Annotated in this window: 21 protein-coding genes and 1 pseudogene; 7 read left to right on the top strand and 15 right to left on the bottom strand. The window is 63.4% G+C overall.

Annotated features, from left to right (window positions below; translation table 11 throughout):
• Positions 1 to 64 precede the first annotated feature (64 nt).
• Both REH34_RS21255 and REH34_RS21250 read left to right on the top strand, forming a co-directional pair.
• The gene (locus REH34_RS21255) at positions 65 to 1,048 is read left to right on the top strand and encodes a folate-binding protein (RefSeq protein WP_311969080.1); all 984 of its coding nucleotides are present in this window, start codon (positions 65 to 67) and stop codon (positions 1,046 to 1,048) included.
• A 73-nt stretch (positions 1,049 to 1,121) separates the two neighbouring features.
• A complete protein-coding gene (locus REH34_RS21250; protein ID WP_311969078.1) occupies positions 1,122 to 1,934 on the top strand; it encodes an HDOD domain-containing protein in 813 nt (270 codons plus the stop codon).
• 6 nt (positions 1,935 to 1,940) lie between these two features.
• On the opposite strand, the gene REH34_RS21245 is transcribed toward REH34_RS21250, so the two are convergent.
• From REH34_RS21245 to ung, 7 genes are all read right to left on the bottom strand, one after another.
• Positions 1,941 to 3,320, bottom strand: a complete 1,380-nt coding sequence (locus REH34_RS21245) for a sensor histidine kinase (protein ID WP_226503232.1) — start codon at positions 3,318 to 3,320, stop codon at positions 1,941 to 1,943.
• The gene (locus REH34_RS21240) at positions 3,313 to 3,984 is read right to left on the bottom strand and encodes a response regulator (protein ID WP_226503231.1); all 672 of its coding nucleotides are present in this window, start codon (positions 3,982 to 3,984) and stop codon (positions 3,313 to 3,315) included. The genes REH34_RS21245 and REH34_RS21240 overlap by 8 nt, the downstream gene beginning before the upstream one ends.
• A 69-nt stretch (positions 3,985 to 4,053) precedes the next feature.
• Positions 4,054 to 5,088 carry an AbrB family transcriptional regulator gene (locus REH34_RS21235; RefSeq protein ID WP_311969077.1) on the bottom strand — a complete coding sequence of 345 codons (1,035 nt, stop codon included), beginning with the start codon at positions 5,086 to 5,088 and terminating at the stop codon, positions 4,054 to 4,056.
• Complete coding sequence (locus REH34_RS21230) at positions 5,081 to 6,595, bottom strand: tripartite tricarboxylate transporter permease (protein ID WP_311969076.1); 1,515 nt, start codon at positions 6,593 to 6,595, stop codon at positions 5,081 to 5,083. Before REH34_RS21230 ends, REH34_RS21235 begins: the two co-directional genes overlap by 8 nt.
• 2 nt (positions 6,596 to 6,597) lie before the next feature.
• Positions 6,598 to 7,059 carry a tripartite tricarboxylate transporter TctB family protein gene (locus REH34_RS21225; RefSeq protein ID WP_311969075.1) on the bottom strand — a complete coding sequence of 154 codons (462 nt, stop codon included), beginning with the start codon at positions 7,057 to 7,059 and terminating at the stop codon, positions 6,598 to 6,600.
• A gap of 70 nt (positions 7,060 to 7,129) precedes the next feature.
• Entirely contained in the window at positions 7,130 to 8,110 is a 981-nt protein-coding gene (locus REH34_RS21220) for a tripartite tricarboxylate transporter substrate binding protein (RefSeq protein ID WP_226503227.1), read from the bottom strand.
• 218 nt (positions 8,111 to 8,328) lie between these two features.
• Positions 8,329 to 9,024, bottom strand: coding sequence for a uracil-DNA glycosylase (gene ung, locus REH34_RS21215; RefSeq protein ID WP_226503226.1), 696 nt, complete (start codon positions 9,022 to 9,024; stop codon positions 8,329 to 8,331).
• Positions 9,025 to 9,153: 129 nt separating this feature from the next.
• Between ung and REH34_RS21210 the strand changes: the two genes are divergently transcribed.
• Complete coding sequence (locus tag REH34_RS21210; RefSeq protein WP_311969074.1) at positions 9,154 to 10,272, top strand: enoyl-CoA hydratase/isomerase family protein; 1,119 nt, start codon at positions 9,154 to 9,156, stop codon at positions 10,270 to 10,272.
• A gap of 126 nt (positions 10,273 to 10,398) precedes the next feature.
• Here the strand turns inward: REH34_RS21210 and REH34_RS21205 are convergent, their stop codons facing one another.
• From REH34_RS21205 to ppc, 8 genes are all read right to left on the bottom strand, one after another.
• The gene (locus REH34_RS21205) at positions 10,399 to 10,875 is read right to left on the bottom strand and encodes a hypothetical protein (RefSeq protein WP_311969073.1); all 477 of its coding nucleotides are present in this window, start codon (positions 10,873 to 10,875) and stop codon (positions 10,399 to 10,401) included.
• 181 nt (positions 10,876 to 11,056) lie between these two features.
• The gene (locus REH34_RS21200; protein ID WP_311969072.1) at positions 11,057 to 11,746 is read right to left on the bottom strand and encodes an extensin family protein; all 690 of its coding nucleotides are present in this window, start codon (positions 11,744 to 11,746) and stop codon (positions 11,057 to 11,059) included.
• Between the two features lie 6 nt (positions 11,747 to 11,752).
• Positions 11,753 to 12,580 (bottom strand): oxaloacetate decarboxylase, encoded by an 828-nt coding sequence (locus tag REH34_RS21195; RefSeq protein ID WP_226503222.1) that lies wholly within the window; start codon positions 12,578 to 12,580, stop codon positions 11,753 to 11,755.
• Positions 12,581 to 12,612: 32 nt separating this feature from the next.
• Complete coding sequence (locus REH34_RS21190) at positions 12,613 to 13,482, bottom strand: DUF72 domain-containing protein (protein ID WP_226503221.1); 870 nt, start codon at positions 13,480 to 13,482, stop codon at positions 12,613 to 12,615.
• Complete coding sequence (locus REH34_RS21185; protein WP_311969071.1) at positions 13,479 to 13,769, bottom strand: hypothetical protein; 291 nt, start codon at positions 13,767 to 13,769, stop codon at positions 13,479 to 13,481. Before REH34_RS21185 ends, REH34_RS21190 begins: the two co-directional genes overlap by 4 nt.
• A 405-nt stretch (positions 13,770 to 14,174) precedes the next feature.
• Positions 14,175 to 14,849, bottom strand: coding sequence for a tRNA (adenosine(37)-N6)-threonylcarbamoyltransferase complex dimerization subunit type 1 TsaB (tsaB, locus tag REH34_RS21180; protein WP_226503219.1), 675 nt, complete (start codon positions 14,847 to 14,849; stop codon positions 14,175 to 14,177).
• A 100-nt stretch (positions 14,850 to 14,949) separates the two neighbouring features.
• On the bottom strand, positions 14,950 to 15,597 hold the full coding sequence (gene adk / locus REH34_RS21175; protein WP_226503218.1) for an adenylate kinase: 648 nt from the start codon (positions 15,595 to 15,597) through the stop codon (positions 14,950 to 14,952).
• A 281-nt stretch (positions 15,598 to 15,878) separates the two neighbouring features.
• Positions 15,879 to 18,518 (bottom strand): phosphoenolpyruvate carboxylase, encoded by a 2,640-nt coding sequence (gene ppc / locus REH34_RS21170; protein ID WP_311969070.1) that lies wholly within the window; start codon positions 18,516 to 18,518, stop codon positions 15,879 to 15,881.
• A 194-nt stretch (positions 18,519 to 18,712) separates the two neighbouring features.
• On the opposite strand from ppc, the pseudogene REH34_RS21165 reads away from it, so the two are divergent.
• From REH34_RS21165 to REH34_RS21150, 4 genes and pseudogenes are all read left to right on the top strand, one after another.
• Positions 18,713 to 19,042: pseudogene (locus REH34_RS21165) on the top strand (pilin assembly protein).
• 337 nt (positions 19,043 to 19,379) lie between these two features.
• On the top strand, positions 19,380 to 19,805 hold the full coding sequence (locus REH34_RS21160) for a DUF4398 domain-containing protein (protein ID WP_226503215.1): 426 nt from the start codon (positions 19,380 to 19,382) through the stop codon (positions 19,803 to 19,805).
• 51 nt (positions 19,806 to 19,856) lie between these two features.
• A complete protein-coding gene (locus tag REH34_RS21155; protein WP_226503214.1) occupies positions 19,857 to 20,639 on the top strand; it encodes an OmpA family protein in 783 nt (260 codons plus the stop codon).
• A 161-nt stretch (positions 20,640 to 20,800) separates the two neighbouring features.
• Positions 20,801 to 25,366: an NEL-type E3 ubiquitin ligase domain-containing protein gene (locus tag REH34_RS21150; RefSeq protein ID WP_311969069.1), complete on the top strand. Its 4,566-nt coding sequence runs from the start codon at positions 20,801 to 20,803 to the stop codon at positions 25,364 to 25,366.
• The last annotated feature ends 47 nt before the right edge of the window (positions 25,367 to 25,413 follow it).

The following is a 25,413-nucleotide window of genomic DNA, read 5'->3' as shown; positions in this document are numbered from 1 at the left end:
TCCCTACCCATTTGCCCGGTGGCGCACTATGATGGGCGCCAGTCTCTTTCCACTGCGAAGACCCATGGCCGATTCCGCTTTTTTCTGCGTGCTGTCCCACGAGGGCGTTGTTGCCGTGCGTGGCTCAGATGCCAGCAAGTTTCTGCAAGGTCAACTGACCTGCAACCTCAATTACCTGGATCAGGACCACGCCAGCCTTGGCGCGCGCTGTACGCAAAAAGGCCGCATGCAGTCCAGCTTCCGTATCTTGCTGCAAGGTGACGGCTGCCTGCTGGCGATGATCAGCGAGCTGATCGAACCGCAACTGGCGGATCTGAAAAAATACGCGGTGTTCTCCAAATCCAAGCTTACCGACGAAAGCGCCGCCTGGGTCCGCTTCGGCCTGCAGCAGTTGCCCGCAGGCGACACCGGTGCTGCTGATGCCGGCGATCCCAGCCAGGCGCTGCTCGGCGAACTCGAGCTGAATCTGGCCGAGGACACCCACAGCGTCGCCCGCGCCGGCGAGCTTATCGCGGTGCGCGCATCCGCCGACCGCGTCGAACTGTGGGTGCCCGCCGACCAGGCGCCGGCCGTGCAGACAAAACTTGCCGCGCACCTGCCGCAAGCCCCGCTCAATGAATGGCTGCTGGGCCAGGTACGCGCCGGCATCGGCCAGGTCATGGCCCAGACCCGCGAGCTGTTCATCCCGCAAATGCTCAACCTGCAAGCCGTGGGCGGGGTCAGCTTCAAGAAAGGTTGCTATACCGGACAGGAAATCGTCGCGCGCATGCAGTACCTGGGCAAGCTCAAGCGTCGCTTGTACCGGGTAGCCCTCGCCGCCGACACCCTGCCCGAGCCCGGCACGCCGTTGTTCGAGCCCAGCCGCAACAGCGCCATCGGCGAGGTAGTGCTGGCGGCCCAGGCCGCCAACGGTATCGAATTGCTGGCCGTGCTGCAGGCCGATGCCGTCGAAGGTGGCGAGATTCACGTCGGTGACGCCAGCGGCCCCTTGCTGAGCTTGCTGACGCTGCCCTACGAGCTGGACCGCGATCGCGAAATCCAGCGCTGAACCACCGTCCCAGGCACCTCCAGGTGCCTGCACGGGCAATCGTTCAGCACCGCAAACACTTTCGAGTACCAAGATGAGCAACCTGGCGGAAACCGTTCAAAAGGACCTGCTGGCAGCGATCGACAGGGACGATCTGATGCTGCCGACGCTGCCTGAAGTGGCCTTGCAGATCCGTGAGGCCGCCGAAGACCGCGACATCAATGTCAGCGAACTGAGCAAGGTCATCGGCCGCGATATCGCCTTGTCCGCACGCTTGATCAAGGTAGTCAACAGCCCCCTGTTGCGCGGCAGCAGCGAAGTCACCGCACTGCACACGGCAATCACCCGGCTGGGCGTCAACTACAGCTGCAACCTGGCCATCGGACTGGTGATGGAGCAGATCTTCAATGCCCGCTCCTCGGTGGTCGAACAGAAGATGCGCGATATCTGGACCACCAGCGTGCAGATCGCCGGCATTGCCTACGAACTCTGCCGCCACAGCAATCGCGGCCTGAAACCCGATCAGGCGGCGCTGGCCGGAATGATCCACCAGATCGGCGCGTTGCCGATCCTGATCTATGCCGAAGAGCACAACGAACTGCTCTCCGATCCGATCTGCCTGAACCACGTGATCGACCGCATCCACCCGCTGATCGGCGAGCGCATTCTCAAGAAATGGGACTTTCCGGCGCCGCTGGCCAATGTCCCCGAATGCTATCTGCAACTGCATCGCGAGCCCGGCCCGGCTGATTACGCCGACGTCATTCAGATCGCCAGCCTGCTCAATCAACCGGCGCGCGAAGGCGCGTCGATCAGCAGCCTGGACAGCTGGCAGCGCCTGGGACTGGGCGATCGCCCGCCCATGAGCCATGACGAGTTGACCAGCGCCCGGCAATTGCTGGCATGACCCCCTTCAGCGCGGCGGGAAACTGACCCTGACCTTGAGCCCGCCAGCCTCGCCATCGTGCAAGCTGATCCGCGCCAGATGCGCCGTGCAGATCTCCCCGACGATGGCCAGCCCCAGGCCGGTGCCGGCGCTGTATTGATTGCGCCGGTAGAAGCGCTCGAATACACGCTCGCGCTCTTGCAGCGGAATGCCCGGCCCGTCGTCTTCCACCTCCAGCACACCTGGTGCATTGACCCGCAGAATCACGTTGGCGCGAGTGTGCGCCAGCGCGTTGTCGACCAGATTGCTGAGCAGCTCGTTGAGCAGCGTCGGCTCGCCCAGCAGCCACACCGGCTCGTCCGCTTCCAGCGCCAGCGACACCCCGCGGGCATGGGCCAGTGGCGCCATGGCCATGCCCAGCTCCCGCGCCAGCGCGGTCAGGTCCAGGCGCTGAGCGCCGCCCTCGGCGATGGCCCGCGCGCCGTTCTCGACGCGCGCCAGCGACAGTAACTGGTTGGCCAGATGAGTCAGGCGATCGGTGCTCTGCCCCGCCGCATTCAAGGTGTCGCGCCACACCTGCGGTTCAGGTGCGCGCAAACCCAGTTCGAGCCGCGCCTTGAGTGCGGCCAGTGGCGTGCGCAGTTCATGGGCGGCATCGGCGATGAACTGCGCCTGGCGCTCGAACTGGCGGCGCAGGCGCTCGGTAAAGTGATTGAGGGCCTGCACCAGCGGCAGCAGTTCGCGCTGCACCTCGACCTCGGGCAGCGGACGCAGGTCGTCGGGGGCACGGTCCTCGACGGCGCCGCGCAAGCGCTCCAGCGGGCGTAACGCAGCACTCACCGTGAACCACACCAGCACCAGCGCGCCCAGGCCCAACATGCCCAGGCGCAGCAGGGTGTCGGCCATCAGGCTGCGGGCCATGGCCTCACGGGCTTCGTCCGTCTCGGCGACACGCACTTCGGCCATGCCGTTCATGCCCGGCTCGACCACCGCCTTGAGCAAGCTCACCACCCGCACGTTCTGGCCCTGATAACGCGCGTTGTAGAAGCTGGCCAGTGCTGGATAGTCGTCAGTACGCAAGGTACCCGGCGGCGGCCCGGGCAAGTGCTCGTAGCCAGAGATGAGCTTTTTGTCGATATCGATGACCTGGTAATAGATATGCCCGGCGCTGTCATAGGCGAAGGGATCGAGGGCCAGGTACGGCACGTCAGCGCTGAGCAGGCCATCGCGTTCCGACAGCCCGGCGGCGATGGTCCGGGCAGACGCCAGCAACGTGCGGTCGTAGGCGATGTCTGCGGCTTCGCGGCCGTTCCAGTAGGCGCTCAGGCCGCTGGCCAGCATCAACACCGTCAACAAGGTGCCCAGGTTCCATAACAGCCGCCCGCGCAGGCTGCCGGGTTCACGCATCGCGTTGCTCCAGCAGGTAGCCAAGGCCGCGGAAGGTGACGATGGCCACCGGGTGCCCGTCGAGTTTCTTGCGCAAGCGATGGACGTATATTTCGATGGCATCGCTGCTGGCTTCTTCATCCAGACCAAACACCTGGGCGGCCAGTTGCTCCTTGCTCATCACCCGTCCGGGACGAGCGATCAAGGCCTCCAGCACGGCTTGCTCGCGGGAGGTCAAGGTGAGCATCTCATCGCCCAGGGTGAAGCGCCGGGTGTCGAGGTCGTAGACCAGCGCCCCGCAGCGTTGCTGGCGCTCGCCGCCCAGCACGCTGCGGCGCAACAGTGCCTTGACCCGGGCTTCGAGCTCGGTGAGTTCGAAGGGTTTGGCCAGGTAGTCATCGGCGCCCAGGTTGAGGCCATGCACGCGATCCTTGACGTCGCTGCGCGCGGTCAGCATCAGCACCGGGGTATTACGGCCACGCCCGCGCAGGCGCGCCAGCACTTCGAAACCGTCCAGGCGCGGCAGGCCGACGTCCAGCACCACGGCGGCATATTCTTCGCTGGCCAGCGCCAGGTCGGCCGCCACGCCATCGTGCAGCACATCGACGGTCAGGCCGGTGCTTTTCAGTGCCTGAGCGACGCTGTCGGCGAGTTGCGGGTGGTCTTCTACAAGCAGGACGCGCATGGGTGGGCTCCGCGAAATCAACAGTGTAACGATATCCCCGTGGGCGCGGGCTTGCGCGTACCCACAGGTTCAAACCGTGACTTTACCGACCCAATAGCGAAACAACGGCTCGGCCAGAAATAACACGAACAGCAACCGCATCACTTGCATCGCCGTCACCAAGGGCACCGACAACTGCAAGGTTTCGGCCGTCAGGCTCATCTCGGCAATCCCGCCCGGCATCATGCCCAGAGTCAGGGAGCGCAGGTCCAGATGAGTAAACACGCTCAGGCACCAGGCGCAGGCCCCGGCGATCAGCATGGTCAAAGCCGTGCCCAACAGCGTGCGCCCCAGAAACGACGGCGCGCGGCGGAAAAACGAACGGTTGAAGTGACACCCCAACCCGCTGCCGATCAACCACTGCCCCAACTGACTGGCGCCATTGGGCAGGCCGAGGTGCAAATCGAAGCTGACACTCATCAATGCGCTCAACAGCAGCGGCCCGAACAACCACGGATTGGGCTGCTGCAACCGCTGCCATCCCCACCCCAGCAGTGCGCCCAGCGGAAAGATCAACGCCAGCCAGCGCCAATCCACCGCCGCTGGTTGCGATAACGGCACACCCTCGCCCAGCAAGTACTTGAACAGCGCCGGCACGCAGAGCACCACCACCAGCACTCGCAAGCTCTGCCCCGCCGCCACCTGGCTGAGATCGGCGCCGTTACGCGCGCCGAGGTTGACCATCTCTCCGGAGCCGCCCGGCATGCTCGAGAAAAACGCCGTTGCGCGCTCCTCGCCGGTGCGCCTCAGCAACCACACGCCCACCACCGAGGACACACTGGTGAGCAACGCGCCAAAAAAGATCAGCCCGAAATGGCTCGCCACCTGCTCCAGCACATGGGGGGTGAAATGCAGACCGATGCCCACGCCGATCACCCACTGGCCGAACTTGCGGCCATGGGGGATCTCGCGCAACTGCCAGGGCGTCAGGCACCGCCCGAGGATGATCGCCAGCAACGAGCCGATCATCCACGGCAGTGGCCAACCGATCAGACCGGCGACGAAACCGCCCGCCAAGCCTGCCAGCGGCGTACTCCACCACGGTAAACCACGGACTTCAGACATCCGCCACCGCACGGCGCGCCACGCTGCGTTTGCGCCAGATGCGCAACAACGGCATCAGCAGCATGAAAGCGGTCAGCACCCAGACCCCGAAGGTGATCGGGCTCGACCACAGGATGTCCAGCGCACCATTGGAGATCGACAGCGCCCGGCGCAGGTTCTGCTCCATCAGGCCACCGAGGATGAACCCCAGCAGCAACGGCGACAACGGGAAGTCCAGCTTGCGCAGCAGGTAGCCGAAGATGCCGATGCCCACCATCAGGAACAGGTCGAAGGTGGTGGCATGCACCGCATACACACCGATGCCGGTGATGATGGCGATGACAGGTACCAGCGCCCAGTTCGGCACGGCGAGGATGCGGGTAAAGATACGAATCATCGGGATATTGAGGATGACCAGCATGATATTGGCGATGAACAACGAGGCGATCAGGCCCCAGACGATATCCGGCTGCTGCTGAAACAGCAGCGGCCCCGGGGTGATGTTATACAACGACAGCGCGCCGATCATCACCGCCGTGGTCCCGGAACCCGGCACCCCGAGGGTCAGCATCGGCACCAGCGCACCACAGGCCGACGCACCGATGGCGGTTTCCGGCGCCGCCAGGCCGCGCTTGTCGCCCTGGCCGAAGTGCCCGCCCGTACCGGCAATGCGCTTCTCGGTCATGTAGGCCACCGCACTGGCCAGGGTCGCACCGGCGCCCGGCAGCACGCCCATGATGAACCCCAGCAGGCCGCAACGGATATTCACCGTGAACACCGAGGCGGCCTCCTTGAAATTGAACATCATGCGCCCGGTAGCCTTGATCGCTTCCTGGCCGCGGTGGGTCTTTTCCAGCAGCAGGAAGATCTCGCTGACCGAGAACAGCCCCAGCACCAGCACCACGAACTGGATACCGTCGGCCAGGTGCACGTTGTCACCGGTAAAGCGGTACACGCCGCTGTTGGCATCGATGCCGACGCTGGACAAAAACAGCCCGATCAACGCGGCGATAAAGGTCTTCAGCGGTCGGTTGCCGGCCATGCCGCCCAGGCAGACGATGGCGAACACCATCAGCACGAAGTACTCCGCCGGGCCGAAGGCGATCGCCCACTTGGCCAGCAACGGCGCAAACAGCACCATGCCGCAGGTGGCGATAAAGGCGCCGATGAACGAGCTCCAGGCCGACAACGATAGCGCCACACCGGCCAGGCCTTGGCGGGCCATCGGGTAGCCGTCAAGGGTGGTCATGACAGTCGAAGCTTCGCCGGGGATATTCAGCAGGATCGAGCTGATCCGCCCGCCGTATTCGCAGCCCAGGTAGACCGCGGCCAGCAGGATGAGCGCCGACTCCGGCGGCAGGCCGAGGGCGAAGGCGATCGGAATCAGCAGCGCCACGCCATTGATCGGCCCCAGGCCCGGCAGCAAGCCGACCACGGTGCCGATCAAAGTGCCGCACAGCGCCGTCACCAGGTTGTACGGGGTGAGGGCAACGCCGAAGCCTTGCCCCAGATATCCAAGCGTATCCATGGTCAGATCTCCAGAAAATCAAGCAGGCCCAAGGGCAGCGGCACATCCATCACCCGATCGAACAGCCAGTACAAGGCAATGCTCATGAGCGTGATGATCACCCCGCTGGGCAACCAGCGGCCGCCGTACAAGCGAGCCATGGGAATGCCGATGAGTATCGAGCTGAGAACGAACCCCAGCGGTTCGAAGAGCCCGGCGAAGACCAGCAGCAGCGCCGTGCAAAGGGCGATCTTGCTCAGCGTCGGGCGATCCAGCTGCGGTTCGTCTTCGCTGTGGACGATGGCCGTGGGGCGCACCAGCATGTACAGGAACGACACCCCGAGCAGCGCCAGCATGAGCAGCGGGTAGGCGCGAGGGCCGACCGGTTCGTAGGAAAAGGCAGCCTGATAGGGCCAGGCCATCACGGCCAGGACCAGGCACACCAGCAGCATCGCCAGAGCGAACAGGCGTTGAAAAACGAGCATGGGCAATCCTCCGCAGCGCCGACCTGCGGCGCAAGGAAAGGGTCCGAGCGCCGGAGCGCTCAGCGGCGAGTCATTGAATCAGGCCGAATTCCTTGGCCAGCACCTTGTAGTCGGCCACTTGTTTTTTCACGTAGGTGTCCAGCTCCGGGCCGGTCATGGCGAAGGGGAAGAGCTCGCGCTGATCGCGCAATTTGGCGAAGTCTTCGGACGCCAGCAGTTTGTCGAAGGCCTCTTTCCACCAGGCGTATTGCTCGTCGGTGACTTTCGGGCCCACATAGAAACCACGTACCACCGGCCAGACGATGTCGTAGCCTTGCTCCTTGGCGGTGGGGATGTCTTTCATCTCCGGCTCGTCAAGGCGCTTGTCGGAGAACACCGCGAGCAGGCGCATGTCGCCGCTCTGGATGTGCGGCATGGAGTCGGAAATATCGGTACTGCCGACCTGGATGTGACCGCCGAGCAAAGCCGTGGCAATCTCGCCGCCGCCTTCGAGCGCGACGTAGCGCAGGTCACGCGGGTTGATGCCGGCGGCCTTGGCGATCAGGGCGGTCTGCATCCAGTCCTGGCTGCCGACGGTACCACCGGAGCCGATCACGACCTTGCTGGGGTCGGCCTTGAGGGCTTTGACCAGGTCATCGAGGGTCTTGTAGGGCGAATCGCTCTTGACCGCGATGGCGCCATAGCTGGTGCCGACCGCCGCCAGCCAGCGCACGGCGTTTTCATCGAAACGACCGAACTTGCCTTGGGCCAGGTTGAGCAGCGAGCCACTGGACCAGGCGATCAAGGTGCCGGCATCGGCCGGGCGCTGGGCGACGACCGCGTTGTAGGCTACCGCGCCGACGCCGCCTGGCATGTAGGTGACGCGCATGGGGCTGCTGAGGATTTTTTCGTTGACCAGGGCGCTCTGGACCAGCTTGCAGGTCAGGTCGAAACCGCCGCCAGGGGAAGCCGGAGCGATGCATTCAGGGCGTTTGGGTTCGGCGGCGAACAGCGAGCTGGACAACATCACACAGCCAGCGGCCAGGGCGAGCGGGCGCAGGGATAGCTTCATGGGAGTTCCTTATTGTTCTTGTTATCGAGTCGCATCATGACGAATCGTATTCGGGCCGGTTGGTACCTGCCGTGAAGCGATGCTAGTTCGTTAACCTTTCAGCAACCTTTCAGCGTGCGCCAACAGGCCCGGCGCCTTCGCGAGCAAGCGTTGCGCCCACAGAGGCGTGAACGCCGGTGGGAGCAAGGCTTGCCTGCAAAGGGGCCCGTGAGTCGCCCTTAAACCGTCGGCAAGCGCCAGTCGATCGGCGCCAGCCCGTGCTGCTCGAGAAACTTGTTGGTGCGGCTGAAATGACCATTGCCGATAAACCCGCGATAGGCCGACAGCGGCGAAGGATGCACCGACTTGAGCACCAGGTGCTTGGTACCATCGATCAGCTTGGCCTTGCCCTGGGCGTGGGCGCCCCACAGCAGGAATACCGAATTGGGCTGGTGTTCGCTGACCACCTCGATGATCCGGTCGGTAAAATGCTGCCAGCCGCGATTGGCATGGGACGCTGCGTTGGCGCGTTCCACCGTCAGCGTGGTGTTGAGCAACAGCACGCCCTGCTCGGCCCAATGCTGCAGGCAGCCGTGGCCGGGGATGTCGATATTGAGGTCGCGCTTGAGCTCTTTATAGATATTGAGCAACGACGGCGGCGTGGGGATGCCCGGCTGCACCGAAAAGCACAGGCCATGGGCCTGGCCTGGGCCGTGATACGGATCCTGGCCCAGGATCACCACCTTGACCTGATCCAGCGGAGTCAGGTTCAGGGCGTTGAAGATCATCGGCCCCGGCGGAAAGATCTCCTTGCCCGCGGCATGCTCTTCACGCAAGAAATCACGCAGTTGGGCCATGTAGGGCTGATCGAACTCGGCGCGCAGCGCGTGCTTCCAGCTGGGCTCGAGTTTGATGCGGTCATCATTGGTTGTCATGGGCTCACCCGAAAAAACTGTGGGCGGACACTAGGAAAGACCATCACACTTGTCAATCGATCTGAGCGATAGTCGGCAGGGTGCACCATAAGAGCCATAATCAGGTGCTGCCCTACAAGAGAGGTCACGATGAATTTGCACTTCGAAGAATTGACGGGAGTAGACGGCGCCCGCATCGGCGTCGCCACCCTGGACGCGGAAAAATCCCTGAATGCCTTGTCGCTGCCGATGATCCAGGCCCTGAGTGCACGCCTCAAGGACTGGGCCGACGATGCCAACATTGCCTGTGTGGTGCTGCGCGGCAACGGCGCCAAGGCCTTTTGTGCCGGTGGCGAGGTGCGCAGCCTGGTCGAGGCCTGCCGCTCGCATCCCGGTGAAGTCCCGCCACTGGCGGCGCAGTTCTTTACCGCCGAATATGCGCTGGACTATCAACTGCACACGTTCCCCAAGCCGCTGCTGTGCTGGGGCCATGGCTACGTGCTCGGCGGTGGGATGGGGTTGCTGCAAGGCAGTAACGTGCGCATCGTGACCCCGAGCAGTCGCCTGGCAATGCCGGAGGTGACCATCGGCTTGTACCCGGACGTCGGCGCCACATGGTTCCTGTCGCAACTGCCGGGCAAGCTGGGGTTGTTCCTGGCCATGACCGGCGCCCACATCAATGCCCGTGACGCGCTTGATCTGGGGCTGGCCGATCGCTTCCTGGGCGAGGAACAACTCGACGCGCTGATCGACGGCCTGTTGCAGCTCAACTGGCAGGAACAGTCCGCGATCCAGCTCAACAGCTTGCTCAAGGCGTTGCAGGCGGAAGCCGTCGCGAGCCTCCCCGCCGGGCAATGGCTGGCACGGCGCGAGCGCATCGACGAGTCGCTCGATGTAGTCGACCCGGTCGGGGCCTGGCGCGCAGTCAGCCAGCTGCGCGATGACCGCGACCCGTTGATCGCCCGCGCGGCCAAGACCATGGCTGAAGGCTGCCCGCTGACGGTGCACCTGATCTGGCAGCAATTCGAGCGTGGGCGTTTGATGTCGTTGGCGCAGGTGCTGCGCATGGAATACACCATGAGCCTGAACTGCTGCCGCCATCCGGAGTTCAGCGAGGGGGTGCGGGCGCAGTTGATCGACAAAGATAAAAACCCACGCTGGCACTGGCCGGACGTGGCGGCCATTCCTCAGGCGGTGGTGGATGCGCATTTCAGCAAGGTCTGGGAAGGCCGCCATCCGCTGGCGGACCTGGCCGAAATCGGTTCGTAGGTAAAGTTATGCATGCCTGGCGGGCCCCTTCGCGAGCAAGCCCTGCTCCCACGAATGAACGACTCACCCTTGTGGGAGCAAGGCTTGCCTGCGAAGAGGCCAGCAGCGACAACGCTGAATCAGGAGCTAACGCCGACCCGGTCCATTACCACCTCGATCGTGGCCGCCACCACCCCGATGGTCACCACCATGGCCGCCGCCGTTGCCGGGCGGTGGCGGGCGATGATCACCACCGCCTGGGCCGCCCGGACGCCCACCACCCCAACCTGGGCCCGGACCGTGCCCACCGCCACCCCAGCCTGGGCCCGGACCGTGCCCACCGCCGCCCCAGCCTGGGCCTGGCCCTCTCCCGCCGCCGCCCCAGCCTGGCGCAGGTGGTGGACGGTAATGGGGAGGCGGCGCGTAGTAGCGCGGCTGCGGCACCACGTAGTAACGCGGCGCGGGACGGGAGTAGTAATACCCGGTGGAATATTCGGGACCGTAGTAAGCGCGGTCGGAACTGTAGACTTCTGTTTGCTGGTAGTAGCTGCCTCCGTCATAGGGCACGCACGCACTGGTCAACACACTCAGGGCTACAATCAAAAGGATTCGTCGATACGTCATGGCGGCCTCCTGGACCGCTGAATAGCACGAACCAGCGACGCTGGTCGGCAACGATCGCCTGGCGGTGATCGTCACAACATCAGACACAATAAAGGGTGCCGAGTGCGGTTCAGGCAATGGTTTGATACAAACATTACACAATCCTGACACTTCCCACTCAGCAGCACAAACCCTTGAAAAATCAGCGACAAATGGACCAACTACCCATGTCCAGATGCAAGTGATTACGGTGCGCCGCATTGTACTCCGGGCCCAGCACCGTATTGAAGCTACGGCAGGCGCCGCGGCTGATCTGACGCAGGAACAATGCCTTGTCTCCTCCCCCAGCCCAATCAGCCAGCACGCTGATGCGCCGACCGTCCGCCAGGCGAAAACCGGCAACATCCAAAGCGTTGGCGCTCGCATGCTGACTCAAGCGACCACTGCTGCGGTTGTAGACATTACGGCAGGCAAAGCTGCCAAGGTGGTCGATCTGCGCGACAGGCTGACCGAACATCTGCTGCGCCGCCGGTTGCAACTGATGGCGTTCGAACAGCGCCAATGCCACGGCCAGTGGGCAACTGGCGACGAAACTGCTGCTCAGCGCCACGTCGCCGCCCTGCACGCGGATCACGTTTTGCAAAGGACACTTGGCGGTCGCCGCAGAATCGGCCTGGCGGCTATAGCGCAGGCCTGAGGTGGCCAGCGCTTGATCGCACAGAGCCCGATCGTTCTGCAGCCTCGACAGTTTGTAGGACGTGAGCCAGTTCGGCGTGTCTCGAACATCCAGCGACGCCCACGGATCCCATGCTGACGGAACCTGAACCCACCCGCGCCAATACGCCAGGGCCGCACCTGCGATCAGCAGTACCAACAGCAGTAATACCTTCACGGCGACTCAGCGATTGAACAGGCCGTTGAGCTGATCGAACGGCATCGCCTGCTCGGCATAACCGAAGGTGCCCTCGCGAATTTCCAACGCGGCGTTATACAAGGCGCCGTAGGCACAGCGCGCCAGGGAAGAACCGACGCTGATGCGTTTGACGCCCATTTCGGCCAGTTGCGCCACGCTGAAATCGACACCGCCCAGGCCCATCAGAATATTGATCGGCTTGGGCGCCAGTGCCTGAACCACAGCCACGATCTGCTCGCGGGTGCGCAAGCCTGGCGCGTAAAGCACATCGGCCCCGGCGTCGGCATAGGCCTGCAACCGGCGAATGGTGTCGTCCAGATCCACGCGCCCGTGCAGAAAATTCTCTGCCCTTGCGGTCAGCGTGAACGCATACGGCAACTGCCGCGCTGCCGCCACGGCCGCTGCGATGCGCTCGACGGCGACGCCTATGGAGTAGATCGGGTCCTGGGCGCGCCCAGTGGCATCCTCGATGGAACCACCTACCAGGCCCACACCCGCCGCATCGGTGATGATCTGGGCGCAGCTTTCGGGATCGTCGCTAAAGCCGTTCTCGAGGTCGGCCGCGACCGGCAACGCGGTGGCATCGACGATCGACAGAGCATTGAGCAGCGTGTCTTCACGGGACAACCGCCCTTCGCCATCCGGCCGCCCCTTGGAATAGGCAAGACCGGCGCTGGTGGTGGCCAAGGCTTCGAAACCCAGGCTGGCGAGCAATTTGGCAGACCCGGCATCCCAGGGATTGGGAATCACAAAGGCGCCCTCGCGCGCATGCAGCGCTTTGAAAGCTTCTGCCCTCAAGGTTCGAACGTCCATGGTGGTGACTCCAGCGGCGGGAAACAGCGAATTCAGAGTAGCCCCAACTGCTCGACCGGCGGCGCTCTGTCTATTACAGATAAGGCCGGCAAGCCCGGCAAACGTTCCATCAGACGCGCGTGAAAACGCTGGGCCAATGCCGGCGCCAGCACATTGTCCGAGGTGTGCAGGAAGATATACGGCGCCCGTCCCTCTTCGATCCAGGCGGCTATCTTTTCCACCCACGGCGTCAAGAATTGCTCGTTGGCCTCTAATTGCGGATGGCCGATAAAGCGCACCTGTGGATGCTGACTGAATGCAGCAGGTCGCGGCGGTACCCGGGGCTTTTTCGATTGCGCGTGCAGCACGGCGGGGTCGCGGGATTCACAGCTGAACAGCGCCCGCGGATCGAGGCAAATGCGCTCGACACCTCGGTCGGCGAGCAGGTGATTGAGCAGACGCTCTTCATCACCCTTGGCAAAGAATGCGCGATGGCGAACCTCTACAGCAACGGCACCCTGCAACTCGTCGAGGAACATCGCCAAGGCACCGAGCTGATCGGGGCCGAAGGTCGCAGGAAGCTGCAACCACAAGGGGGCGACCCTTTCACCCAAGGGCTTGAGCAACTGCTTGAAGGTCTCGGCATTGGCAATCTGTTCGCGCAAGTCGCCCCCGTGGCTGATGTCCCGGGGAAACTTGGCGGTAAAACGGAAATGCGCCGGCATGCACTGTGCCCACCGGGCCACGGTAGACTCGGCAGGGCGCGCGTAAAAAGTGGTATTGCCTTCGACCGCATTGAATACCTGCGCATAAAGACTGAGGTAGTCACTCGCCTTGGCATCCTGTGGGTACAGGTATTCGCGCCAGGCGTTTTCACTCCAGGACGGGCAACCGATGAAGTAGGGAAGCGGCGGCAGGCTCAAATGTGAACGTCGAGCCCCAGGACTTCCATGTCCCACTCGACGAAGCTCGAGGTGGTCAGGTAGCTGGTCAAGGCGTGAGCCACGCGAGTACTCATGGAACGCGGGAAAATCATGTCCTGCTGGCGCGCAGGCAGGGTGTTGCTCGAGCTGCGCGAGCGGGGGGCTTCCTGAGCGATGAACTCTGCCTCGCCTTCGATCCCGTCGTCGTTATCGTCGACGCGCGCGATCGCCTTGCGAGGCTTGCGCTTCACAGGGTACGAACGAGAGGAAAGACCATCTATGCGCATAGGTCGGACTCAATGCAGATTCTTGACTACAATGATGGCAATTTAACGGCACGGCAACAGCGGTGCAATCACCCAGGTGATAACTAGACCACAGTTATCGCAAAAGGTTTGCCAGAAGTCACATTAGCCCGATGAAATACATGATTCGGGCGTGGATGCGAGCTTCCTGATAGCACTTTTTGCGATAAAGCGACTGGCGCCTTCGCGGGCAAGCCTTGCTCCCACAGTGCAATGCCGCACCCGAGCCGTACACCCGTGAGAGCAAAGCTTGCCCGCGAAGAGGCCGTTCTGCTTGCCCGGCACCATGGAATCTCCCACAGGCTCACGACTCAAGATCGATCAACCCGGTGGGAGCAAGGCTTGCCCGCGAAGAGGCAGGACAGTCCAGCGCAAATCCTGCTGGAGTCAACGCGCCTTTGGCGTCGCCACCTTGTCACGCAGATATACCGGCTGCGCCAGATCGGCCGGCACTGCCTCGCCGCGCGCCCAGGCGAAACGCGCCAAGGTCAGCAAGTCCTGAGCATGGGGCAAGGCGCCGGCATCGAATGCGTCGGGCTTGACTGCCAGCCGCTCGGCATAGCCCCACCCGGTGCCCGCACCGAACCAATGGCCACTGGCGGCATCGGGCAACGCCACCTGCTCAGGGGCGAGCACCGCCTCTTCGCCCTGCAGGCGCATTTCACCTTCGACTGCCGCGTAGCAACCCCAGTACACCTCGTCCATGCGGGCATCGATGGCAGCTGCCACTTGCGCTGCGCCTTGTACCCGAAGGGCACCTTGGGCCAGCACCGCCAGGTTGGACACCGGCAATACTGGGCGATCGAGCCCGAATGCCAGGCCCTGCACCACGCCGATGGCGATACGCACCCCGGTGAAAGCCCCAGGGCCACGACCAAAGGCGATCGCATCGATGGCCGACAGCGGCGCGCCGATGTCGGCCATGATCTGCTTGATCATCGGTAGCAGCTTCTGGGCATGCAGACGCGGGATCACTTCGTAATGGCTCAGCACCTTGCCATCATGCAACACGGCAACGGAACAGGCTTCGGTGGCGGTATCCAGGGCCAACAAGGTGGTCATCGGCAATCTCTATGCTATACAAGCGGGCGGGCGAAAAAAGGAGCGGCATTATAAACGCGAAACGGCCCGCAAGCGGGCCGTTATCAATACATCCCTGCAATCAGCTCAGCGCGGCCAGCACCTTGGCGGTGATGTCGTCGACCGAGCCCACGCCTTCGATGTGGGTGAACTTGGGCTTGCCCTTGTCGGCAGACAGTTCCTGATAGAACTTGATCAGCGGCTCGGTCTGCGAATGGTAGACCGACAGACGATGGCGCACGGTGTCTTCGGTGTCGTCCTTGCGCTGGACCAGTTCGTCGCCAGTGGCGTCGTCCTTGCCTTCGACCTTCGGCGGGTTGTAGACCACGTGGTAGACCCGACCCGAAGCCTCGTGCACGCGACGGCCAGCGATACGCTGAACGATGGCTTCGTCATCGACGGCGATCTCGACCACGTGATCCAGGGTCACACCAGCGTTCACCAAGGCGTCGGCCTGAGGAATGGTGCGCGGGAAACCGTCGAACAGGAAGCCATTGGCGCAGTCAGCCTGAGCGATGCGCTCCTGGACCAGAGCGATGATCAGATCGTCGGACACCAGGCCGCCGCTGTCCATCACGCTTTTGGCCTTGATGCCCAGCTCGGTGCCGGCTTTGACGGCTGCGCGCAGCATGTCCCCGGTGGAGATCTGGGGAATACCGAATTTCTCGGTGATGAACTTTGCCTGAGTACCTTTGCCGGCCCCGGGAGCTCCCAGCAGAATCACGCGCATTGATATGCTCCTCAAAATTTTTATATGAAAACCGTCAAACTTGCCCCCAACAACGCTAACTGCCTGAGGGGTATCCAAAAATCGGTCATGGCCACAAAAAGGGCCAAAAGGCTGATCAAGATACACAGCGGGCACAGCCCACACAAGCCACCGAAAGTCGCAGGCACCCGCCCTCGGCAAAAGGTGCAACCCGGGGGTGCACCGGTCCGTGAATCCGGTGCTGCAGGCGGGGTACGCGATGCCAGCAATCGATGCACGCACATGCGGCATCAGCCCCGCCTTCATCCCGTATTGCGCAAGCCGGCAGCGATACCTGCCACGGTGACCAGCAGCGCCTGTTCCAGCGGGCTGTCGAGGGACGCCTCACGCTCCCGGGAACGGGCCAGCAACTCGGCCTGCAACTGGTGCAGCGGGTCCAGGTAGGTGTTGCGCAAGCTGATGAACTCCAGGGTTTCGGGGCTGTGGGCGAGCAGCTCGGCCTGCCCGGTCAGGCCCAGCACCACCGCGCAGCACTGCGACAATAGGTCGCGTAGCTGCACACCCAGCGGCAGCAGCTCGGCGCTCACCAGTCGCTCGTCGTAAAGCCGGGCGATGTCCATGTCGGCCTTGGCCAGGACCATCTCGAGCATGTCGATGCGCGTGCGGAAGAACGGCCAGTGCTCGCGCATCTGCGCTAAACGCTCGCCCTCGCCCCGCGCCAGAGCGTTTTCGAGCGCCGCCTCCCAGCCCAGCCAGGCCGGCAGCATCAGGCGCGTCTGGGTCCAGCCGAAAATCCACGGAATGGCCCGCAGGCTTTCGATCCCGCCCTGGCGGCGCTTGGCCGGGCGGCTGCCCAGCGGCAGACGCCCCAGCTCCTGCTCAGGAGTCGACTGGCGAAAGTACTCGACGAATTGCGGGTTTTCGCGCACCACCGCGCGGTAGGCCTTGACCCCGTCGGCGGCCATCTGGTCCATCACCGTGCGCCAGGCAGGCTCCGGCATCGGCGGCGGCAACAGGGTCGCTTCCAGGACCGCCGCCAGGTAGAGATTGAGGTTTTGCTCGGCGATGGCCGGCAGACCGAATTTGAAACGAATCATTTCCCCTTGCTCGGTAGTACGGAAACGTCCGGCCACCGAGCCCGGCGGTTGCGACAAAATGGCCGCGTGCGCCGGGCCGCCACCGCGCCCGACCGTGCCGCCGCGGCCGTGAAACAGCAGCAACTCGACCTGCTGCTCCTGGCAGATCTGCACGAGTGTTTCCTGCGCTCGATACTGCGCCCAGGCCGCCGCCGTGGTGCCGGCATCCTTGGCCGAATCGGAATAGCCGATCATCACTTCCTGCGGGCCATGCAAACGGCTGCGGTAGCCTGGCAACAGCAATAACTGCTCGATCACCGGGCCGGCGTTGTCCAGGTCCGCGAGGGTTTCGAACAGTGGCACCACGCGCATGGGGCGCAACAGCCCGGCCTCCTTGAGCAAGAGCTGCACCGCCAGTACGTCGGAAGCCGCGCCGGCCATGGAGATCACGTAAGAGCCCAGCGACGCCGCTGGCGCTGCAGCGACTTCTCGGCACGTCGCGAGGACTTCAGCGGTGTCTGCACTGGCCTTGAAATGCCCCGGCAACAACGGGCGCCGACTGGCCAGTTCGCGCAGCAAAAAGGCGATGCGGGCGTCTTCGTCCCAATCGGCGTAACGGCCTAGCCCCAGGTAATCGGTGATTTCACTCATGGCCCCGGTGTGCCGCGAGGAATCCTGGCGCACGTCGAGGCGCACCAGAAACAGCCCGAAGGTTACGGCGCGACGCAGGCAATCGAGCAGCGGGCCATCGGCGATCACGCCCATGCCGCATTCATGCAACGACTGGAAACACAATTGCAGCGGCTCGAGCAGATCACGATTGTTGTCCAGCACCTCAGCGCCCGCCGGCTGGGTCTGCACCAGCGAGGCATGAGCCCAGTTGCGCGTCGCCCGCAAGCGCTCGCGCAGCTGCTTGAGCACCGCCCGGTAGGGCTCGGCGGTGTCGCCTGCTACCGCGCGCAACGCCGGGCTGGCCTGTTGCATCGACAGCTCGGCGGCCAGTTGATCGACATCGCGCAAAAACAGGTCGGCGGCCATCCAGCGCGCCAGCAGCAACACTTCACGCGTCACGGCGGCCGTCACATTGGGGTTGCCGTCACGGTCGCCGCCCATCCACGAGGCGAAGCGCACCGGCGCCGCCTCCAGCGGCAGACGCAGACCCGTGGCGGCATGCAAATCATGATCGGCCTTGCGCAGGTAGTTGGGGATGGCGTGCCAGAGCGAATGCTCGATCACCGCGAAGCCCCACTTGGCCTCGTCCACGGGCGTGGGCCGGGTACGGCGAATTTCTTCGGTATGCCAGGCCTCGGCAATCAGCCGTTGCAGGCGTTGCTTGATGTGCTCGCGTTCGGCCGGGATCAGGTCGCGGTGGTCCTGGGCCGCCAGTTGCGCGGCGATGGCGTCGTATTTCTGGATCAGCGTGCGGCGCGCCACCTCGGTCGGGTGCGCGGTGAGCACCAGCTCGATCTGCAGCTTGCCCAGTTGCCGGGCGAGGGATTCGGCGCTGTGCCCACTGGCCTTGAGGCGTTCGAGCAGCTCCGGCAGTACCCGTGATTCAAACGGCGCGGGCTGGTCCGCGTCGCGGCGGTGAATCAGTTGATACTGTTCGGCGATATTGGCCAGGTTGAGAAACTGGTTGAACGCACGAGCCACCGGCAGCAGTTCGTCTTCGCCAAGATCCTTGAGGCTGGAACTCAGCTGCTCGGCACCATCGTCTCCGGTGGCCCGCCGATCAGCCTTGGCACCATGGCGTATGCGCTCGATCTTCTGCAGGAATTCATCGCCGTACTGTTCGCGTACGGTATTGCCCAGCAGTTCGCCGAGCAGGTGCACGTCCTCGCGCAAGCGGGCATCGATATCGGTCATCCGTACTCTCCGTGTCTTGGCATTGTTGTCGGGGGTTACAGGCGTTGATTCAGAGGTAAAGAACAGGTCAGGCGTTACGCCGAAGGTGAACAATCAGCCCGCGCGCCGCTCTAAACCCTAGAGTGCCCATCGTCATGCATTCTTACAAGAGTGCATCGAACCGGATGGGGAACCCGCCGCCTGATGAGGTCCACATGAAAATTCGCGAGCTCGCGCAACACTGGGAAGAAAGTGCCAAAGGCCGCCTGACCGACACCGGCTACAACATCCATCTAGACGTCGAGTCGGCCGCCCGCCTGGCGGCGCTGACCGAGATGTACCCCAAGCATCATCCTGAAGAACTGCTCGGCGAATTGATCGGCGCCGCCTTGGAGGAGCTCGAAGCCAGCTTCCCCTACGTCAAGGGCACCTAGGTGATCGCCACTGACGAGGAAGGCGACCCGCTGTACGAAGACGTCGGCGCTACCCCGCGATTCCTGGCGCTGTCACGTCAGCGCTTGCAGGATCTCACCGCCCCGGATTGAAAAATGCTGCAATCCTGCGGGAAAAAGAGCTCCGCTCGTGAAGCGGCAATCAGTGCCAACAGGGGTCCAGCCTGCTTGCGCAGGTGCAGGCTGTGCCGCCCCCATCGCTGCCGGATGCGCAAGCTTCGCTCCCGCAGGAATCCATGGGCCGCCCGTTGATCTGCGTCAGCCGTTCAGCACCAGAATTACTTCCGATCGGAATTTTTCTGAACTATTCAAAAATCCCTTGAGTCCCAAAGTTTAGCCATTGCAGAAAAAGGCACCTTGGCATGACGCCCACAACAGGCGCAGCAGGTCCGCCGCTGTCATGGATATTCGTTGTTTTGGGAGTTTTCCTATGGAGTTGAAAATCATGAAGACCCGTCCTGCCGTCACTGCTTTTCCTCAACTGCGCGGGCTCAAGCTGGCTGCCCTGGCGCTGGGTTCGAGCTTGATCCTGGCCGGTTGCGCCGGTAACCCGCCCACCGAGCAATACGCGCTGGCACAATCAGCGGTCAACAGCGCAGTCAGCGCTGGCGGCACTGAATACGCCGCGGTAGAAACCAAGTCCGCCCAGGACAAGTTCAAGCAGGCCGAACTGGCCATGCACGATGAAAACTACGAACAGGCCAAGGTTTACGCCGAACAGGCCGAATGGGATGCCCGCGTCGCCGAGCGCAAGGCCCAGGCCGTGAAAGCTCAGAAAGCCGTTCAGGATGCCAATCAGGGCGTACAGGACATCCGCAAGGAAGGTCAGTACAACCTCCAGCAGCCCGCTCAGTAAGCGCTGCACTGATTCGACATCGCATCGAGAATTGATAAAAGGACTACCGCTATGCGCAAGCAATTGATGATCCCTGCCCTGCTGGCCCTGAGCGTCGGCCTGGCCGCCTGCTCCACGCAACCCAACGCCGAGCTAGAGCAAGCCCGCACCAACTTCTCCGGGCTGCAAAGCAACCCTAAATCCAGCACGTTGGCCGCCCTGGAAACCAAGGACGCCTCGGAGTGGCTGGACAAGGCTGACCAGGCCTTCCGCAACAAGGATGACGAGAAAAAGGTCACGCAGATCTCTTACCTCGCCAACCAGCGCGTAGAAGTGGCGAAAGAAACCATCGCCCTGCGCTCGGCTGAAGAAGAGCTGAAAAACTCTGCCGCCAAGCGTGCTCAGGCGCAACTGGACAACCGCGATGCGCAGATCAAGAAGCTGCAGCAAAGCCTGAATGCCAAGCAGACTGACCGCGGCACCCTGGTGACCTTCGGTGATGTGCTGTTCGACCTGAACAAAGCCGATCTGAAATCGAGCGGTCTGGTCAACGTCAACCAACTTGCCCAGTTCCTGCAAGAAAATCCCGATCGCAAAGTGATTGTCGAAGGTTATACCGACAGCACCGGTTCCGCCGCCTACAACCAAAGTCTGTCCGAGCGTCGTGCCGGTTCCGTGCGCCTGGCGCTGGTGAAGATGGGCGTCGACCCATCTCGCGTAGTGTCGCAGGGCTATGGCAAGGAGTACCCGGTAGCGGACAACAACAGCGCTTCGGGCCGTGCCATGAACCGTCGTGTGGAAGTGACCATTTCCAACGACAACCAGCCAGTTGCGCCACGCTCTTCGATGAAGTGATAGCGCATCTTTGAATGCTGAAAAAATCCCGCCGCCCAGGCGGGATTTTTTATGCACGCTCGTTAGCACCGCCACCGGATGGCCGGGCGGCAGGCATGTACCGCCCCATGAGGCTCGTTCACAGGATCAATAGCGCCTCCGATCCCAGTGGAATGAGCATCATGACCGACAGCAACGCCACATCGTCCACCCGCCAATACGACACGCTGGTGTCGCCTCTCGAGTCCGCCGACGAGCCCGCCTGGCTGCGCGACGCCGCCCCTCAGGAGCGTCGCCAGTTGCTTGAAAACCAGCGCAGTGGCCGCCTGGCAAGGCGTGAAGCCACCCAGGCCTTCGTCGCGCTGCATAGCCTCTATCACCATCACCGCACCATCCTGACCCACAGCGACGCGGCAGACATCACCCCGCGGACGCTGCTGGCCCTTTACCAACAACAGCCGTTGAACATCGACTACATCGACAACCTGACCCGCGCGCTGGACAGCTCGACGCTGCGCAGCGCCAAGGAACATGCCTACCTGGCCACCCTGCGCGAGGAATTCACGCGAGCGACGCTTCGAGGCACGCTGGGCAAAGAGGGCCGGACCCTGCTGGAGTGGATCATCGGCGCATACCATACCGGCTCGCCAGAATTCGCCGACCAAGGCCCTTACCTCGGTACAGGCGTAGCGGTGTGCGCGGCGTTGCAATTGCACACCGACATCGTGCTGGCCGACATCATCCTGCTAGGCCCGGATGACGATGACGCGCCGTGTGTCGCCTTCGTGCCCGGCCATCCACAGCACCCGCTCAAACAGTACCCGACCCGCAAGCACTTCTTCACCAGCCTGCGCCGGGACCTGCTCGACAGCGGGTTCCAGCAGTATTTCAGCCGCTTCATTGCGCTGGCGCACCAGCAACAGGTATTGGCCAGTTGGGCCGGGCGCCAGGCTGTGCTTGATCTGCCGATGGCGGCCAAGCCACTGGAACAGACGCTGCGCAGCTACGCTCACAGCCAGATGGCGGCGCGGCTGCTCGCCGATGCCCGGTACCTGATCCCCCTCGACGCACCTTCGGCCAAGGCGCTGCAAGCGTTGCGCCCCAGCTATGCCACGCTTTTGCAGGAACATCTGCTGCTGGGTGCCGGGGTCGGTATCGGCCCTGGCGAAGAGGATGAAGGGCGCGCGCCCTCTGACTGGCTCGCGCCTTTCAGGGCAGTCAAGTTGCAGGACGCGAGCGGTTACCGGCGCTGGCTGCCAGACCTCAGCAACTACCGCCTGAGCAGCGCCGACAGCCCAACCGGCGAACCGGACGCGCAAGGCATCTATACCGCGGGCGAGCACAAGGCAATCGCGATCAACCAAGCGTTCTACCGCATCGAAAAGACCGCCAAAGGCACCTGGCGATTGGTGCACCCCAGTGCTGGCGGGGTTCATCTGCCGGCGCTACGGCACAATGGTGCGGGCGCCTGGCATCATCACCTCGAACAGCCGCAATACTGGGACCGCCTGGCCTTGCTGCGCCGCCTGGGGCCAGTCAGCGCGGGCTTGGCCGATGAACGCCTGCTGGAGCTGGGGCGGGTGAGCGGCGTCAGCAACGCCGAATTGCGCCAGGTCTATCAACTGGACAAGCCAGTGCCAGCGCTGCTGCTGCATGTGTTGCAACGTGCTCGTATTCAGGACAAGGTCAGCCAGATCATGGCCTTGATCGCCAAGGGCATGCCCGTGCCCGAAGGTGACCAAGTGTCCCAGTTGGACGCGTTCTATGAGGCAGTGGCGATCCGCAACGGCCAACAGCCTCGCCCCCATTCAAGACGCGTGACTCGCAGCGGCGACTCCACCCCCACGCCTCTGCCGTGCGATGGCAATTGCATACCTCCCTCTCTGGACTTCTACCTGCAATGGTTCGCGCGGCTGAGCCGGGCGATCGTCACCCATCGTTACGAGTTGGCCCAGCTGGACACCGATCATGCCGTGCAAGAGCTTCAGCGACGCTACCCACTCATGCCCCTGAGCGCCGCCCGACGCATGCTGCATTCCAGTCAGGGCAGCGTGCGCGCGCTGTTGACCTCGGAATCCGCGCGCCTGCCGCTGGACTTCACCGAAGACGCTCGAGCGCTGGAGCATGACGCAAGACTGACCCGTGCCCTGGAAGGGTTCACCGTGCCTTGGTCGATCAACGAGGACACCTTCGTGCTGGCGGTGCGCCTGCTGGAACACTGCGATGGCTGGCAACCCGGTACCGCCTTGTTGTTGCGTAGCGGCGATCGCTTCGGCACCCCGCTGGCCGAGCTTGGTGAAACCGATGTCGAGACTACCTCGGTGTACCTGGACGACGAGGAAGGCTGGAGCACCAGCACCGCGACGCAAGTGGTGCTGGCCCAGGACATGACAGAGTACGGTTTCTACCGTGCCCTGCTCTTCGCACTTTCCGAGCGCCAGCGAGCGCTGCTCGGTGTTGGCCTCAACGAGCCCGAGCGTCTGCACCAACGCCTGCGGGAGATGGCGCTGGCACGGCCGACACGGGCGCGACTGCTGCTGGGCCTGCCTGTACGGCGCAGTTGGTTGACGCCCCCCACGATCGATGCAGTGCAACGCAGCCCCGCCAACGCCGAGGATGATCTGTTCCAGCGTGAACCCTCCCACCTTCGACTGGCGCGCCTGGTCACTCACCAGCGTCTGGTGATCCCGATCATGAGCGCCGATCGCTACATCAATCGCCTGCTCACCCAGAATCAACCCATCGCTGCCCGCATCGCGCAACTGGAACAGGAACGCCATCAACTCGACCACGCGCTCGATGCCTGGCTCGCTCAAAGCAGTGACGAGACGATTCGTTCCCATCGCGCCGAGATGACACACCAACTGGCCTACGCCTGGGAGGCGCATATCGTCGGGCATGAGCACAGTCTGCATTTCGATAATGTCAACATCGGCCTGCCGTCCCTACCGGTGCCACTGACTTCAGTGGTTTCATTGCTGGTCATGGACATCACGCAGCTGCACAACCTGCCGACGATGCTGCTGCAACTGCCCAACCTGCGACGCCTGGAACTCATCAACCTGCCGCTGACCGAACTGCCCGACGCCTTGCTGAGCCTGCGCCAACTGCGCGCGCTCAATCTTTCGCGCACCGCGCTGTCCTCCGCAAGCCTGGCGCGGCTCGGCACCATGGGCAACCTGCAAACGCTCATTCTCAACGATATGCGCGTGCGCCCCTTCAACTGGAGCGCCAGAGACATGACCCGAGTCACGGCCAGCGGTTCGCTGCAGACCCTGACCATACAGGGCTCGCAGACCAGCTTCGGCCCCGAGGTGTTCGCTGTACTCGGTCGGCTGACCAACCTGATGACGCTGAACCTGGGTGAAAACAACATCGTCCTCAGCGACGCAGACGTGACAGACCTGGGCACGTTGCAGCAACTGCGCAGCCTCGACCTGTCCATCAACCCGCTGTCGCGAATGCCCAACCTGTCGAACCTGCAACATCTGGAAGAGGTCGATCTATCGCATTTGGAAGGGACCGTCAATCAGTGGCCCGAGGGGCTCGAGAACCTGCCGCGGGTGGTCAGGGCCGATCTGCGGCGCGTCCCCATCACCCAAGTGCCCGAAGGTGCCGGGCGCACCCGTGGCTTGCACATGTCCACTGCCCACTTGTCCGTGGTTCAGCGCGGGCGCTTCGACGCGGAGATGCTTGAGGCGGGCAACTATGTCTACGATGACGATGAGGATTCCGGCTCCCAAGGTTCCTCGGAAGACGAAGGACCACAGGTACGCGACCAGAACGCCCTGCGCGACGCCCCACGTTTGTTCGAGGGGATGTCCAGCGACGACCGGGCCCAGGCGATGCAGCTGCTGGTACCCGGCGAGTCGTCGATCGCCGAATTTTTCTCCCTGCTGTTGCGTGTCGATGTGTCCGCACCGGCGCGGCGACCCGAGGCGAACATGCGCGCACGGATCCAGGCACTGGTGCGCGGGGCTTTTACTGCCGACTTGCGCCAGGCCCTGCATGAACAGGCCCGCCAGGCGATCAGCTGCGTCGACCGCGATGCGGTGGTGTTCTCGCAGATGGAGAACCTGCTGCACGCCGACCAGGCCTTGGCCAAGGCCGACGATGCGGCGGCCGGCGGCGAATTGATCGCACTGGCGACCAGCCATTGGCGCGTGCACCGGCTCAAGGAGCATGTCACCGCCAACATCACCACCTGGCGCCTGGCGGGACACTCGATCGACTACAGCGAGATCGAACTGTATTTCCGCATCGCCCTGGCAACACGCCTGGGCCTGCGTGACCAGCCGACCTCTCAGGTTTTCACCAGCTACACCAGTTGGGTCACTCAGGACATGCTCGACACGGCGTACTCGGCCGTACTGGCGCCGCAAGCCGAGCTGCTGCCTGATTACCTCAATGAGCAACCTTACTGGCAGCGCTTTCTCGACTCGGCCCACGCGGACCGTATCGGAGCCATCAATCAGTGGCGAGATCGCCTCGGCGAGTATCTGGACGCGGCGAGTGGCGACGAAGAGTTGCCGCCGCAGTTGAGCGAGATGGAACGCGAGCACTTGCGCCAGGTGTTGATCGGCAGTGGCCAGCTCGGCCGGCTCGATCCGTTGCCGCAGGTGCTGAGCCTCAACAGCAATCAGTACCGCGCCGCCTATGAGGCCTTGGCCAGGCGGGTCGCCCAGGCCAGACTGGACCTGACCCACGCCTTGCTGGAGCCGCAACCCGGGCCATCCTCGCGTCACTGATGAGGCGTGGCACCCAGCCGCCTGTCCCTGACAGGCGGCCTCCCATC

The organism is Pseudomonas baltica (genome assembly GCF_031880315.1).
GTDB lineage: Bacteria > Pseudomonadota > Gammaproteobacteria > Pseudomonadales > Pseudomonadaceae > Aquipseudomonas.
The sequence above is the reverse complement of the archived record's forward strand: the minus strand, read 5'-3'. Positions and strand labels throughout refer to the sequence as shown.